The organism is uncultured Chryseobacterium sp. (assembly GCF_913776365.1).
Lineage (GTDB): Bacteria > Bacteroidota > Bacteroidia > Flavobacteriales > Weeksellaceae > Chryseobacterium.
The window spans coordinates 1-15558 of the sequence record NZ_CAJYMO010000233.1 but is presented as its reverse complement, the minus strand read 5'-3'; the positions used below and the strand labels follow the sequence as shown (position 1 = coordinate 15558).

The 15558-nt window shown below is 44.0% G+C and carries 11 protein-coding genes; 3 read left to right on the top strand and 8 right to left on the bottom strand.

The window, feature by feature from the left end:
- Nucleotides 1–212: 212 nt before the first annotated feature.
- Nucleotides 213–794, bottom strand: coding sequence for a TIGR00730 family Rossman fold protein (locus QZ735_RS12060; protein WP_294248705.1), 582 nt, complete (start codon nt 792–794; stop codon nt 213–215).
- Between the two features lie 103 nt (nt 795–897).
- Entirely contained in the window at nt 898–2343 is a 1446-nt protein-coding gene (locus tag QZ735_RS12055; protein ID WP_294248701.1) for an aminoacyl-histidine dipeptidase, read from the bottom strand.
- 216 nt (nt 2344–2559) lie between these two features.
- On the opposite strand from QZ735_RS12055, the gene QZ735_RS12050 reads away from it, so the two are divergent.
- Entirely contained in the window at nt 2560–3177 is a 618-nt protein-coding gene (locus QZ735_RS12050) for an alpha-ketoglutarate-dependent dioxygenase AlkB (RefSeq protein ID WP_294248703.1), read from the top strand.
- A 78-nt stretch (nt 3178–3255) separates the two neighbouring features.
- Here the strand turns inward: QZ735_RS12050 and QZ735_RS12045 are convergent, their stop codons facing one another.
- The 4 genes from QZ735_RS12045 to QZ735_RS12030 all read right to left on the bottom strand — a co-directional run bounded on the left by QZ735_RS12045 (nt 3256) and on the right by QZ735_RS12030 (nt 9208).
- Complete coding sequence (locus tag QZ735_RS12045) at nt 3256–5112, bottom strand: CocE/NonD family hydrolase (protein WP_294248698.1); 1857 nt, start codon at nt 5110–5112, stop codon at nt 3256–3258.
- A 240-nt stretch (nt 5113–5352) separates the two neighbouring features.
- Nucleotides 5353–8121, bottom strand: a complete 2769-nt coding sequence (locus QZ735_RS12040; RefSeq protein WP_294248697.1) for a TonB-dependent receptor — start codon at nt 8119–8121, stop codon at nt 5353–5355.
- 163 nt (nt 8122–8284) lie between these two features.
- Complete coding sequence (locus QZ735_RS12035; protein WP_294248695.1) at nt 8285–8704, bottom strand: SH3 domain-containing protein; 420 nt, start codon at nt 8702–8704, stop codon at nt 8285–8287.
- A gap of 6 nt (nt 8705–8710) precedes the next feature.
- Complete coding sequence (locus QZ735_RS12030; RefSeq protein WP_294248692.1) at nt 8711–9208, bottom strand: BON domain-containing protein; 498 nt, start codon at nt 9206–9208, stop codon at nt 8711–8713.
- Between the two features lie 222 nt (nt 9209–9430).
- Here QZ735_RS12030 and QZ735_RS12025 point away from each other — a divergent pair, with 222 nt between their 5' ends.
- Both QZ735_RS12025 and QZ735_RS12020 read left to right on the top strand, forming a co-directional pair.
- The gene (locus tag QZ735_RS12025) at nt 9431–10681 is read left to right on the top strand and encodes a cation:dicarboxylase symporter family transporter (protein ID WP_294248689.1); all 1251 of its coding nucleotides are present in this window, start codon (nt 9431–9433) and stop codon (nt 10679–10681) included.
- Nucleotides 10682–10790: 109 nt separating this feature from the next.
- Nucleotides 10791–11507 (top strand): phytanoyl-CoA dioxygenase family protein, encoded by a 717-nt coding sequence (locus QZ735_RS12020; protein ID WP_294248686.1) that lies wholly within the window; start codon nt 10791–10793, stop codon nt 11505–11507.
- Nucleotides 11508–11769: 262 nt separating this feature from the next.
- Here the strand turns inward: QZ735_RS12020 and QZ735_RS12015 are convergent, their stop codons facing one another.
- Nucleotides 11770–12453 (bottom strand): hypothetical protein, encoded by a 684-nt coding sequence (locus QZ735_RS12015; RefSeq protein WP_294248684.1) that lies wholly within the window; start codon nt 12451–12453, stop codon nt 11770–11772.
- A gap of 87 nt (nt 12454–12540) precedes the next feature.
- The gene (locus tag QZ735_RS12010; protein ID WP_294248681.1) at nt 12541–15342 is read right to left on the bottom strand and encodes a GH92 family glycosyl hydrolase; all 2802 of its coding nucleotides are present in this window, start codon (nt 15340–15342) and stop codon (nt 12541–12543) included.
- Nucleotides 15343–15558 lie beyond the last annotated feature (216 nt).

Below are 15558 nucleotides of genomic sequence, written 5' to 3'. Positions count from 1 at the left end.
AATTTTCCTGCATAGTTTTTTCAGCATCTGCTCCACTTTGGAACCCAAGCCGGAATAGAGAGCGTAACGTTCTTTATATTCTGCCAGAATCTGATTCAGATATTCGTCAGCCATATGGATAAACTCTTATTTAATGGATAAATTACTATGAATTGACTTACTTAAGAACCTGCAAATTTTACGCTAAAATGGAAAACCCTTTCCAAAGTCAGTTACACCTCATCCCTGGAAATCCATTTCCCGACTGTCGGTGCTTCATAATTCTTCATCATTTCCAGCAGGTCATCAATATTTCCGCTGATCAGCATCATATCCTGATTGATCTGTTTCAGGAAACCTTTATCCACCATCGTCCGGACCATTTTAATCAGATCATCATAAAACCCACCGATGTTCAGGATGCCGATTGGTTTTTGGTGAAGGCCGAGCTGTGCCCAGGTAATCATCTCAAAGAATTCCTCCAGGGTTCCGTAGCCGCCGGGAAGCATGATGACGCCGTCGCAGAGGTCGTTCATGGTGGTCTTCCTTTCATGCATCGTCTCTACCAACACCAGTTCCGTCAGTCCGGTATGGGCAATTTCTTTGGATTGTAAAAAATAGGGAAGAACGCCGGTCACTGATCCGCCGGCCTGTAAGCAGCCGTCAGCCACCGCACCCATGAGCCCTACGTTGGCCCCGCCATAGATCAGCCGGATGTCCTGTGCTGCCAGTGCCTGTCCCAGCAAAGCGGCCTGTTCCTGATATATATTTTCTGAACCCAGGCTGGATCCGCAGAAAACGGTAATGCTTTTTATTTTCATGTTTTTAAAGTTTTGAATTTAAAAACCCTTTCAGTATTTCAGACACTAAAAGGGTTCTGTATAGAAAGAACAACCGGTTTAGCAGTTGTTACCTCTGTTATTTCTGTGGAATATTCGCTAAAATATCCCGGGTAAATACCCAGAATTTCTGTGCTGAGGAAATACTGGCTTTCTCATCGGGAGAGTGGGCGCCCCTGATGGTGGGTCCGAAGCTCACCATTTCCATTTCAGGATAATGGGCCCCGATAATGCCGCATTCCAGGCCGGCATGACAGGCTACGACATGGGGACGCTCTCCGAATTTTTCCACATAGATCTTTTCCATCAGCTGAACGATTCCGGAACCCGGTTTGGGCTTCCATCCCGGATAGGAACCGCTGAATTCTACGTGCATTCCGGCCAGTTCGGCCACCGATTTCAGCTGTTCGGCTACGGAATATTTGGAAGATTCCACAGAAGACCGGGAAAGGTTGAGGATTTTCAAAGCACCTTCTTTCAATTCCACCCTTGCCACATTGTTGGAGGATTCCACCAGATCCTTTACATCTGGGCTCATCCGGTATACGCCGTTATGCAGCGATTTTAAGGTTAAGATAATACTTCTTGAATCCGTTTCGGAAACTGCTTTTTCTGAAGTGGTGAAGTTTTCGATATTGAGGTAGAGGTTCGGTTCCACAGCGGCAAACTCTGCTTCTATTTCTTTTTTCAGGCCTTCGGTGATGGCTTCAATTACTTCTGCCGCATTTCTTACGGAGGCAGTGGCCGAAGCTTCTCTCGGAATGGCATTCCTCAATCCACCGCCGTCAATGGAGATCAGCTGGAGGTTTTCTTTTTCCATTGCTTTGTAAAGCAGTCTTCCCAGGATAATGTTGGCATTTCCGAAGCCTTTGTTGATATCCATTCCTGAGTGTCCGCCCTGAAGCCCTTTCACTTCAAACCTGATGATCTGTCCTGCAGACGCTTCGGTTGCGTAATTTTTGCTGATGGTAACATCAATTCCTCCGGCACAGCCGATATCGATTTCGTCATCTTCTTCCGTGTCAAGGTTCAGCAGGATCTGGCCGGTCAGCTGTCCCGGCTTCAGGCCTAAGGCTCCGGTCATTCCCGTTTCTTCATCAATCGTGAAAAGGGCTTCCAGCGCCGGGTGCGGAATGTCTGAACTTTCCAGGACAGACATGATGGTGGCTACGCCCAGCCCGTTGTCAGCGCCCAGGGTCGTTCCTTTCGCCTTTACCCAATCGCCGTCGATTTCCATTCTGATGCCTTCCGTTTCAAAATCGAAGTTCACATCATTGTTTTTCTGGCAAACCATATCGAGATGCGATTGGAGGACTACGGTCTTCCGGTCTTCCATTCCCGCAGTGGCAGGTTTTTTAATGATCACATTGCCGGTTTCGTCCACCGTGGTTTCAAGTCCGAGGTTTTCCCCGAATGCTTTGATGAAGGCAATTACTTTTTCTTCTTTCTTTGAAGGTCTCGGAACCGCGTTCAGCCTGGCGAAGTTTTTCCAGATGACCTGCGGTTCAATAGCAGATAGTTCCATGAATTTTATTTTTACCAAAATTACAAAATAAAAAATGCTTCTGTAAGACAGTCTCTCGATTGTCTGTTTTTTTAAGAGCAATCTGTTGAAATGGAAAATGGCAGGATCTGAAAAATGAGATCCGTTGATCTGATAAAGTTCCGTAACTTTATACGGGTTAAAATGATTATAAAACCGGACGTCGTGTTTTTTTCCGGTAGTCCGTATTGTATTATGATGAATTTATTTAGTTTTTCCGAAGAGGCGGCCGGGACGCCTTCCAATCTTCTGCCTCACGACGGGACGGCCCTGTATTACGGAAAAGTTTTTTCCGGAGAGGAAATCCAAAAAAATCATGAGTATCTGCTTCATCAGATCCCCTGGGACAATGACGAGGCCATGATTTTCGGAAAGCTGATCCTCACGAAAAGAAAAGTAGCCTGGTTCGGGGAGAAAGCCTTTGCATATACGTATTCCGGACGCACCAAGCTTGCAAAGCTGTGGACGCCGGAACTCCTGAGCCTGAAGCAGAAATGCGAAGCCGTAACGGGGGAAACCTATAATTCCTGTCTCCTGAACCTGTATCATGACGGCAGCGAAGGAATGGCCTATCACAGCGATGCCGAAAAAGACCTGAAAAAGCATGGGGCCATTGCATCCGTTTCTTTCGGGGCGGAAAGGAAATTCGTCTTTAAACATAAATCTACCGGAGAAAAGGCAGAAGTGTTTCTGGAAAACGGAAGTCTTCTCGTGATGAAAGGCACTACACAGGACCACTGGCTGCACCGGCTTCCTCCGACCACCAAAGTAAAATCCCCGAGAATAAACCTTACTTTCAGGACCATCATTGAATGATGATGATGATAAAAACAGCTGAAAAAAATGGCGGCCTGAAAACTTCAGCCGCCATTGTTATTCATGGACAGGTATTTTTTATTTCAGGACCTGTGCTTCGATCGCACTGTCATCAAATATCCTGATCAGGGCTTTCGTATAGTCTTCTTTGGTTGCAAAATTAGGGTTTTCCATAAATTTCTGCGGGTTGACGGCAAACAGCGGGAACCAGGTACTGCTGATCTGGATCTGGATTTTATGGCCTTTTTTAAAGGTATGCACCACATCCTGGAGCCTGAAATTCACGGCTGTTTTTTGGCCGGGTACCAATGCTTCACCTTTTTCTCTTGAATTCCTGAACCTTGCCGGCATGATTTCACTTCTTACCATCTGGTGGTAGTTTCCGTACACCACGCCTTCTTTCTTTTCTGCGGGCCTGAAGTCTTCCGGGTAGATATCGATTACTTTCACGGCAAAATCCGCATCGGTGGAGGTAGAGGCCACATTCAGTTTTGCCATGATCTCTCCCGCAAAGGTAAGGTCGTCTGTTAACGCATCCGTAGTGAAAGTCAGGACGTCCGGCCGGCCTTCGGCAAAGCGCTGGTCTTCGGACATATAATTCCTTGGGGTAAAGCCGTTGAAATCTTTCAGGTTATCGGAGCTGAGCACCGGGTTGCCCGGATCGCTGTAATATTCAGAAAATCCCTGTCCTGCCCTGTTGGTAAGGGTTCCTTTCGACAGGTAGAAATTTATTTTTTGAGCTTCTTTCGGAGGATAAGCGGCAAATTCCTTCCATTGTTTAGCTCCGGTGTCATACATCAATGCTTCCGGCAGGCCGGCATCTTTTTTTGTATCCCCTTTTAGATAATGGTTGAAGAATTTGGTTTCGATATTTTTCTGGTAGTAGGTAGCAATGCTGTCGCCGAAGTAAATCTGGTTATGGAAGTGTTTTCCCTGTTCATACGACCATGCCCCATGCGAGAAAGGCCCCATCACGATGGTGTTTTTGGCTTTCGGGCTTGTCTTTTCGATGGTCTTGTAAATGTTCAGCGGGCCGGAAAGATCTTCTGCATCAAACCATCCGCCCACAGTCATTACGGCATGGTTCACGTTTTTAAGATGGGGAAGAAGGCTTCTTTTCTGCCAGAATCCGTCATAATCCGGATGGTTCATGATCTCGGTCAGGAAGAAATTGTCTTTGTAATATTTTTCGTAGCCGTCTTTCAGGGTTCCCATATCGCGGTAGAATTTCAGCCCGTCTTCGGAAGTGGCTTTGATCATGGAGCCATTGTACCAGGCTTTGTTCTCAGGTTTCGTTTTCTGCACTCCGAAAACCGGGAATGTCCTGAAGTAGCCCAGGGTCACTTTTCCGTTGTGAAGGAAATCGTCATTCCAGAAATCGGAAATCGGGGCCTGCGGAGAAGATGCAACCAATGCCGGATGCTGTGAGAGAACGCCAACGGCAGTATAAAAACCGGGGTAGGAAGTTCCGTACTGTCCTACTTTTCCGTTATTGTCTTTGATGTTTTTCAGCAGGTAGTCGATGGTATCGTAGGTATCGGTACTTTCATCCACATCTTTTTTGGTCTTATGGTCCACCTGCGGGGTCATATTAGTAAAGGTGCCTTCACTCATATACCTTCCGCGTACATCCTGGAAAACGAAGATGTATTTGTCTTTCATTAAATAGGAATTAGGACCCAGTTTCGTTTTGTATTCATTTTCCCCGTAAGGTGCAATGCTGTAGCAGGTTCTCTGCATCAGGAAAGGGTATTTGTTTTTATTTGAAATGTCTTTCGGGATGTATACCGATGTAAAGAGCTTTATACCGTCGCGCATCGGGATATAGAATTCCTTTTTGGTAAAATTGTCCTTTACAAAAGTATCAGGCTGCTGGGTCTGTGCATTCCCGGATAAGAAAAGCAGCAGCAGTAAAAATGAATATCGGAAGTTCATAGATGAAATTTTGGGCTAATTTAATGATTTAATAGTTTTGGAAGGTATGCTTTGGCAGATCAAAAACAGGGAAATATAAAAACCGGATTTTATTCTGAACCGTTTTTTAGCCGTAATCATCTGCCGGTGCAGACACTACACTTGCTTGCCTTCAGGTATCATCAAGCCGGGCAGATGTCCTCATCCGCAGGTCATTCAAGGAAAATGGCCGGAACTGAGTCCGGCCAAAGGGTGTGATATTTAGTTTTGTGTTTTCTTTCCTGCGAATTTGTTCAGCTTCATGGTAAGGGAGAACATCACGTACCGTTTCAGGATGAGGTCGTCCCGGTCTTCAAAGTAGGTGTTGGTAATGGTTCTTCTTACACTCTGGTTCTGGTTCAAGACGTCATATACCTTTACTTTTGCCGTCAGCTGTTTATTAAAGAATGAATATCCTACACTGGTATTCCAGAAGTAGAAATCCTTTTTGAATCCTGCTGCAATATTGGAGTTGGTGTTGTATTCGAAGTCATTCCCCAGTACCAGCCTGCTCCGGAACAGGTAATTGGTCATCTCCAGCCGCAGGGTCTGGTAACTGTTCCTTATCCGGTCAACATTATAATTCTGATAATTTGAAAAATTATACGAAACCGAATAAGAAGGTTTGATGATGATTTTATCTTTGAGTTCGTATGTAAAGTTCAGCCCGGGATTCAGGTTGTAGGAGTTGCTGGCAAATTCCTGTCCGTCGATCAGTCCTCTGGTGAAGTTATAGTACATATTGAATTTCGGGCTTACCGTAAGTTTATGAACTTCCTTCCATTTAAAGGTTTTGCTGAAACTTCCGCCAAGGTTCAGGCTCTTGTTTCCGTTGGCATTGACGTAAGTGATGCGCTGCCTTCCGGATTCGTCGAAATAAGAGGCATTGATGATGTCATTAGCCTTGTATGTAAACCCGGCATTGATATAATAGCTGGTATTTTTTACCCTGTTGAAATTATTCAGGTAAAGATACGTCATGTTGTTCCATGCATTTTTCAGTTCCGGGTTTCCCTGATAGGTAACCAGTGGGTTTGATACATCAAGATACGGAGACAGCTGTTCTGCGGTAGGAATCGCAACATCTGAAAAATTGTAGAGGCTCATACTGCTGCTTTCTGAAAACTGGTACCGGAGCCCGGTATTGTATGTGGGAAGGACAAAATTTTTCTGCAGGCCGTATTCCTGTCCGGTAAAGGCGGAACGGACAGCCATATCGGTAATTTCAGCATTGAAGGAACCCCATGCATTTATTTTTTTCTTATTCAGCTCAAAAGACAGCTGCGGGGAAATTTTATTGATGCGCTGGTTCATCCTGTTGGACAGAACGGAATTGTAGCGGGTATATCTTCCGGTATTGTCGTCATAATCATTTACCTCTCTTTCGTTCCGGGTAGCGGCAGCTTCATAATTCATACCGAAACTGATATAGAGGGAATCTGACACAGGTTCCGTATAGTCTGCACTGAAGCGGTAGGAGTCGTTCTGGTTTTTATTCCGGATTATCTGGTCCCTGTTATCGCTGGTATTGGATCCCTGATAGAAAATGTTGCGGGAGCGGGTCAGGGTATTATTTTTAGCGTCACCGATTTCACTGTTCATATTTACCGACATCCTTCTTCCTTTTTTGCTGAATTGTTTGGAAAAATAGATATTGGGGCTAAAGGTATTGCTTTCTGAATCGGTATGGGTGTAGGCATTGCTTTCATTTGCCAGCAGATTATTTCTGAAGGTAGCGGAGCTGGACCGGTTGTCGTCGAACCCCTCCGTTCTTGAAAAAGAAGGTGAAAAATAGACGCTGGTAAGGGAATCCAGTTTTACCCTTGCTGCGAGATCAACATTATATTGCCTGGATTCATTTTCGCCTTCGTTTTCAGAATTGGTTTTCAGGACATCGTCTGTCAGGAAAGTAGTCCTTGAAACCTTGGACCGGGTTTTCAGGTTATTGTCCAGGTGGATCAGGCTGAGATTTTCCAGGTCTGTCTGCTTTCCGAATTGATCACTGTAATTGAGCCCGATGGTCGTCGACCGCTGAATGCCCTTCTGGTTTGCGCTCTGTACATAATACGTTGAGCTTCCGCTTCTCACAACACGGGAGCCCTGCATGAGCCAGGAATTCCTGCCCCTTCCCATACTGTCGAAGATCTCGTCATTGGAAAATCCCTGGGAATTGATATTGTTCGAGGAAGCCAGGAGGCTGATCTTAGTGTCATTTTTAAAATAACTCAGCAGTCCGCTGGTTTCGTACCGCTTATCCGAACCGTATCCGAGCGTCAGCCTGGACAGCAGCCCCTTGTTCTTCTTCTCATCGATATTGAAGTTGATGGTAGCATTATTGGAGGTTGCCGCATTTCCGTTCAGTTCCTCTTCCTTTGTTTTGGTGGTGGTAAACTGTATGCTTTTGATGATATCGGCAGGCAGGTTCTGCAGGGCTACTTTTCCGTCTTTATCGAAAAAAGGCTTCCCGTTCACGAGGATCTGGTCGGCTTCCTTTCCGTTGACCGTGATTTTTCCTTCATTGCTGATTTCTACGCCCGGGATCTGTTTCAGCAGTTCCTCAATTTTACTGTCAGGACGCACTTTGATAGAGGAGGCATTGAATTCAATGGTATCCTTTTTAATCTTCACCGGCGAGGCGGTCAGTTTTATTTCTTCAATATGGGTTACGGAATTTTTATCGAGCTCGATATCGCCCAGGGATAAGGAACCATTGATTTTATCCATGCGTTTTGAGTAGGAAATCAGTTTATCGGCATCTGCTTTCAGGATGCTGGGTTCGTTTATTTCATCGGTTTTCAATGAGAAACGGCCTTCGCGGTTGGTGGAAGTGTAATTAATGATGGAAGAATCCTTTTCCCTGAGCAGGTAGACCGTTGCATTTTCTACCGGTTTTTTTTCAAAATTTACAATCTTACCGTCAATGGCCAGTTTTTGCGCACCTAGGAATAGGAAATTAAAAAACAAAGTGAGCAGCAGCAGAAGTTTCTTCATGTTCAGATGGTTATTGGTGCTGCAAAATTAGAAAAAAAAGAAAGTCGTGAAACAGGCTGTGAAGTTAAAGAGCGTTAATGTTTAAAGTAAATTTTTCAATAAGTGTTAATAAAAAACAAAAAACATCTCCGCAGAGATGTTTTTTTGTATAAATGGGGCATGTTTATGCTCTCAGATACCTTGAGTAGGCATACCCTTCCTGTCCTTTTTCGGTTTTTACTTTCCACCAGTCGTCAGAGGTCTGTTCTACCAGGGTTACCGAAGAGCCTTTCTCTACTTTCCCTACAATAGCGGCATCGGTAGAAGGTTCCTGTCTGATGTTAAGATTGGATTCATCCGTAGCTACGGTAAGGAAGGCTCCGGTATTGAGTCCTGAAACCTGTACATCAATATTGATGTCAGATGCGGAATAAGAGGAGTCAATAGCTCCGAGGGCGTTCCATACTGCATCTTTGGCTGCGGTATTGGAAGCACTTCCTGAAACATATAAAATGCCATCCTGTTCCTGAACCTGAAGGCCGGAAATTCCTGCAGACTGTGCAGCAGAAACAACGCTTGAATATTTATCCTGTAATGTGCTCATTTCGGGTTATTTTTTTACGGTGTAATTATAATTTACTTTTCCTACTTTCAGGGCATCTACCGATTCTTTTACCTTTCTGGCATCGGAAGAAGAAATGTTCCCGATGAGGGTAAGCTCTCCGTTAACGACTTCCACTTTTACACCCGGAATATCTTTCACAGCATCCTGTACTTTCTGCTGTACCATAGGGTCTACGGCAGACTGGGTTTCAACAGGTGTGTTCATTGCAGATGCTGCAGGAGCTACAGTAGCCATGTCATGCACGTCTTTTACGCCGTTGATGGCTTTCAGCTGCTTGATCATGGCGTCTTTCGCTTCCTGGGTTTCAAAAGTCCCGCTCAGGTGGGCAACACCGTCTTTTATTTCCACTGAAGCTCCCGGATTGGAAGTAACAATAGTTGTGGCCTGGGTCTGGAGGTCGGCATCTGAAACTTTCTTTTTACATGAAACGGATCCGAAAGATACGGCTACGGCCAGAGCGGCCATTGCGATCGTTTTTTTCATAGTTGTATATTTTGATAATGTTGTTAATACAGATAAATATAACAGTAAAATGCATACCAAATACCCAAAAATAGGTAAAGCCTGCATTTTATTTATGTAATATATTGTTAATCAATTATTTAATTTTTATCTTGTTTTTATTTTGCTCCGGAATAAACAGGCATAAACTAAATCGCCGGGCAATTGTAAAAATATTATATTTGCGAAACTTGAATTATTGATATGAAAGGACAGAATAAACTATTTATAGCCATTGTCATTGCCCTGATCCTGGGCGTGGCCATCGGCGGACTGGTGCATGTGCAGTATCCTGAAAGTGCAGAGCCCTTTTCCAAAAACATAAAGCTGCTGGGAACGGTCTTTATCCGCCTGGTTCAGATGATCATTGCCCCGCTGGTATTTACTACGCTCGTCGTGGGAATTGCCAAAATGAGCGATATTAAAATGATCGGAAGGGTAGGTACCAAAGCCATGCTGTGGTTTATTTCCGCTTCCCTGGTTTCCCTTTTCATTGGTCTGATGCTGGTAAACTGGCTGGAGCCGGGCCATGTGACCAAACTGCCGATTCAGGATGCCGCTTCTGCCGAAGAACTCCTGAAAAGCAGCAAAGGTTTTTCCATGGAAGATTTCGTGAAACACATCATTCCTAAAAGTATTTTCGAGGCTTTTGCGACTAATGAAGTGCTGCAGATCGTGGTCTTCTCCATCATGTTTGGGATTGCACTGGCCAATCTGGGAGACGAGTATGCACAGCCTGTTGTAAAGCTGTTTGATATCGTGGCCCACGGAATACTGAAAATGGTGGGCTACATCATGTGGTTTGCCCCGCTGGGGGTACTCGGAGCGATTGCCGCTGTGGTGGCCACCAACGGATTTGAGATCTTTAAAGTGTATGCAATCTATCTGAGAGACTTTTTCTTTGCCCTGGGTATCCTTTGGCTGGCTCTTCTGCTGGTGGGCTACCTGATTATAGGAAACCGCCTTTTTGAATTATTGCGAAGGATTAAAGAGCCTCTGCTGATCGCTTTTTCCACCACAAGTTCGGAAGCTGTTTTCCCGAAGCTGGTAGAAGAACTGGAAAGGTTCGGGTGCAACAACCGTGTGGTATCGTTTATTCTTCCGTTAGGCTATTCTTTTAACCTGGACGGAAGCATGATGTACATGACCTTTGCTTCTATTTTTATCGCCCAGATCTACGGAATCGAAATGACTGTCGGGCAGCAGATCACCATGCTTCTGGTATTGATGCTGACGTCCAAAGGGATCGCCGGGGTTCCGAGAGCTTCCCTGGTCATTATTGTGGCCACCTGTTCGATGTTCGGAATTCCGCCGGAAGGGATTGCTTTGATCCTGCCGATCGACCATTTCTGTGATATGGGAAGAAGCATGACGAATGTGCTGGGAAATGCCCTGGCGACTTCAGCCGTTTCCAAGTGGGAGGGACAATTAGATAACCACGGCGGAAACCTGTAAAATACAAATCGCAGCTGATGCTCGTGAGTGGTCAATAGTGAATTTTATATTTCATTATTGACCATTTATTTTGAGAGATAAAAAATAAATCGCTTCTAAATTTTTTATAATGAATCTGCAAAATCATAAAAACATCATCCAGGAAAAAGGATTCACGGTGATCAACACTATTTTTTCCGATTATGAAATCCGGAGAATTATCGAAGTGATTCAAAACATAGATATCTCAAAGGAAACTTTCCGAAAATCAGAAGACTTATTTGCCATCCGCCAGTTCCTCAAGGAAATTCCCGGAGTACAGGATCTTATCTTTACCGAAAATATGAAAAAGGTAATCAGGGAGATTTTCGGAAATAAGTATTTTGTGGTGAAAAGCATTTACTTCGATAAGCCTGAAACCTCAAACTGGTATGTGGCCTATCATCAGGACCTGACGATTTCAGTAAATCAAAAAATGCAGCTGGAAGGATTCGGACCCTGGACAACCAAGCAGAATCAGTTTGCTGTTCAGCCGCCGCTGGATATCCTGAAAAACATATACACGATCCGGATTCACCTTGATGATACGGATGAAAACAACGGAGCCCTCAAAATAGTTCCCGGATCCCACGCCAAAGGCATTTACCGCCCGGAGACGATCGACTGGAACATTGAAACGGAAGAAATCTGCAACGTGGAAAGCGGCGGCATCATGATCATGAAACCCTTACTTCTGCACGGCTCCAACCGCACAACCAATGGAAACAGGAGAAGAGTGATCCATATTGAATTTTCAGACAGGCAACTGCCGGATAAATTGAACTGGTCGGAAAAGACGGTGTTTTAAAATTAAATTTTGCGCTATTTACCCCTCTAAGGCTGAAATGATATTCTAAAATGGAAAGCCTATATAAAGCCCTGAAATGGTGCGATCACAAGCACCGGGTGAATCCTGACGTACAAATTCAGCTAAAAGGATGGAACTTCTCTCAACCGCCTAATTACCGGAAAAAGGATCGGTTCTCTAGAATTTTTGAACAGGGAGTTATCGGATCAATTGAACTGTCGAGTAAAAATAAACCTCTTCCCGTAGAAAGAGGTTTAATTTTTTACCATTCGGCGTTGATTATTTCTCCGTACTTGGTTCTGATATTATCCGGCATATATAAAAGCAGTATCAGAAATTCTTTTCCCGGTTCTTTATTGACAAACATGGGAGACTCGACTATCATGTTTCTCCTGAGAATAGTTTCCACCTCCTGATCCTTATCCCCGAAAGTTGCCAGCGGAGTAAGTTCTTCAATCTTTGAAAGATCATTTATTTTCACCTTATAAATGGCAAAAGGGTTTTTCGGCGAAAAGTCTCCAATTGCAGAAAGGTCGGACCTGTCACCTTTCTGTAATTCATCGAAGCATGTTGTAAACTTAAACCCTATAAATTTAGATTTGTTTTTATCGAGATAAGCAAAGGTTTTTCCTAAAGCTTTTGCGGTCGCCTTTTCCTTCTTCATATCAAACCTGTATTTTGGGGAACAGGCAGAAATAGAATATTCACCATTGTATTTATTCAATAAGATAAGATACGTTTCACCTGGCTTTATATCAATCTCACATGCTCCCGAATACGAATTGTCGATAAGGCCGCGCACATGGAGTATTTTAAACTCTTTGCCTTTATAGATTTTCTCAAATTTAATGTCTGCTTTATAGGTTCTTTGCTCCGTATTTTCACCATACACTTTCTTAATCCGGATAATTCCTGCAACATCTGCAGCCAGATAGTTCTCTGCCAACGGATCTCTTTTACATTTGCATGCAGAGATGGTTATTATGCACAGCGTCAAAAATAACAACGAGAATAATTTTTTCATAATCAACACTTATTTCACAGAAATCTCATCAATGAAGATATAAGCATCGCCGCCCGCGCCCTGGTGCCAGTCCGGAAGCTTGCCGAAATGATAGGCTTTTACTTTTACATAACGCGCCTGCGTTGGCAGGATGTCTACCGTGAAATCTTTTACCTGAGGCGTTTCATCTTTCGGATTCAGCATATTGTCTACGGTTTTCAGCAGAATGAAATCTTTTCCGTTGTTGGATGCATAGTATTCCACTTTTTTCGGCATTAAAATCCATGCCCTGCTGTCCTGGAGATAAGTGGATGATAGGCGGGTAATGTCCTGAGGCGATTTCATATCGATCACCGCTTCAAAGGTCTGGCCCTGGTAACCGAGCCATTCGCCTTTTCTCCAGTTGGCATCCCCGTTGATTCCGTCGATCAAAGACAGTTTTCCGCTCGCCGTATATTGCGGAGTCGGGGTTGAATTCACCGTAATGTCCCAGTTGTTCGGCCTTCTGTTGAAAGCAGCGGTTACCACAGAGCTTTTTTCACCGTTTCTTTCCGCATACGCTGACACCTGGGTGGTTTTCGTGATCGTAAACGGTCCTTTGTAAGCGATGAATGTTTTTCTTACATTGGCATCGCCTTCATCCAATGTCATGTAGTAGATTTTATCATCAGGATTCAGTGCAGTAATTTCCACTTTCGTATTCAGGTCGAAAATTCTTGCCGCCGCAATAACGGGAGAGGCGGTCAGTTCATCATATTTAAAATCCCTGAACGATTTTACATTTTCAAAACCTAACTTTTTCAGTTCTTCTCGTCCCGTATTTTTGGTGATGGTTCTGGTGGTTCCGTCTTCCAGGTGAATTTTAATCTCATCAAAATACGGTGTGGTTGTCTGCCATTCAGGCAACCCGGGAGTTACGGCATAAATTCCCATCGCACTTAAAATATACCAGGCGCTCATCTGGCCGCAATCTTCATTGCCAATCAGTCCGTCCGGCGCGTTTTTATAATAATTATCCAGGATGAATTTTATTTTGGCATCCGTTTTTTCCGGTTTTCCTACGTAATTGTAGAGATAGGCGATATGATGGCTCGGCTCATTCCCCTGGGCATATTGCCCGATCAACCCTGTGATATCTACTTGTTCCCGGCCAGTAGTCTTATCCGGTGCGGCAAAAATAGCATCGATAAACTGTTCGAATTTTTCCTTTCCGCCATGTGCGGCAATCAGTCCCGGGATATCCTGCTGAACGGAATAGGAGTAGTGCCAGGAATTTCCTTCCGTGTAATTGTTGTTTACTTCTCTCGGCTCAAAAGGCTCATACCAGTTCCCGTTCTTTCGCGGCTGCATAAACCCATTTTTGGGATTGTACAGGTTCTTCCAGTTCTGGGAGCGCTTCATGAAATACTGGTAATCTTCTTTTTTGCCTAAAATTTTAGCCATCTGAGCAATGCACCAGTCGTCATAGGCATATTCTACGGTTTTGGAAACGCTTTCATGCTCATCGTCAATGCTGATGAAGTTGTTCTGCTTGTAAGCATTCAACCCGAAAATATCCAGCATTGCGGAATGTTTGGAGGCTTCAAAGGCTTTTTCATAATCAAACCCGGTGATTCCTTTGGCCATTGCATCGGCAATCACGGAAACCGAATGGTAACCGATCATGCATTCCGTTTCGTTGGAAGCGAGTTCCCAAACCGGAAGTTTTCCGCCCTGTTCGTATTGTTTAATAAAAGTATTGATAAAATCTGCCGTTCTTTTGCGGTCGATCAGGGTCATCAACGGATGGGCACCTCTGAACGTATCCCAAAGCGAGAATACCGAATAATAACCGAATCCTTTGGCCATATAAAATTTGTCGTCGCGACCCCTGTATTTTCCGTCTGCATCCATATTGATGTTCGGCTGGGTGAAAACGTGATACATCGCCGTGTAAAAAACGGCCAGCTTATCTTTGTCGGACGATTTCACTTCGATTTTAGACAGTTCCTGATCCCAGTCGGCCATAGCCTGCTTTCTTACGGTTTCAAAATCATTTGATTTTCCTTCTGCCAGCATATTTTTTCCGGCTCCTTCATAGCCTGTCGGGGAAATGGAAACTTTTACAGCGATTTTTTCCCCTTTTTTAACCGTGGAAGAAAATGCCAGTGCCAGTTGTGTCCCCGTGAAGAGATTGTTTTCCTCCTTTCCGTTCACTGTTTTCCTTGAAATTTTCACCGGCTTGGAAAACTCAATTCTGGCATAGATATACTGATTGGTCGCCCAGGCTTCACTTCTTCTGAAAACTTCAATGGTTTTGCTGTCAATAATCTTTACTTCGCCTTCCAGCAATTTATCTCTGTGATTTAAATCTAAAATAATATTCGCATCTCCGGCATTGTTGAAGGTATATTCATGGTAACCCACTCTTTTGGTCGTGGTTAAACGCACATCAATATTATGCTTATCCAGTTTTACCGAATAAAATCCGGCCGTCGCTTTTTCATTTTTATGCGAAAATAAGGATGAATATTCTTTGGGAGTCAGGCCTGGTTTCCCCATCGTCGGCATCAGCATGATGTCGCCGTAGTCCGAAACCCCTGTTCCGTTCAGGTGGGTATGGGAAAATCCGTAGATCACGGAATCGGAGTAGTGGTAGCCGCTGCAGCCGTCCCAGCTCCCGTCGATTCTTGTGTCGGGAGAAAGCTGTACCATTCCGAAAGGTACAATGGCTCCCGGAAACGTATGCCCGTGGCCGCCTGTCCCGATAAATGGGTTCACATATTGCGAATAATGCTGCGAAAACAGATTATGAGCAATGATCCCAAAAAGAATGATGAATAACCTTTTCATAGATAAAAATTAAAATTTCCCTAAAGTACTATAAAATTCGTTTTCACAAAAGAAAATATCTATCAGTCCTTTTACTTATTCCAAATAGCTAAAAATTACGTAAATTTGTAAACAATTTATTTAGTTTATGTTGACGAAAGAAAAGGTTCAGGATTTCCTTAAGGAAATAGAAGTTGATGATTTGGTGAACAACCTGCAGATCATGGGCGCTGATGT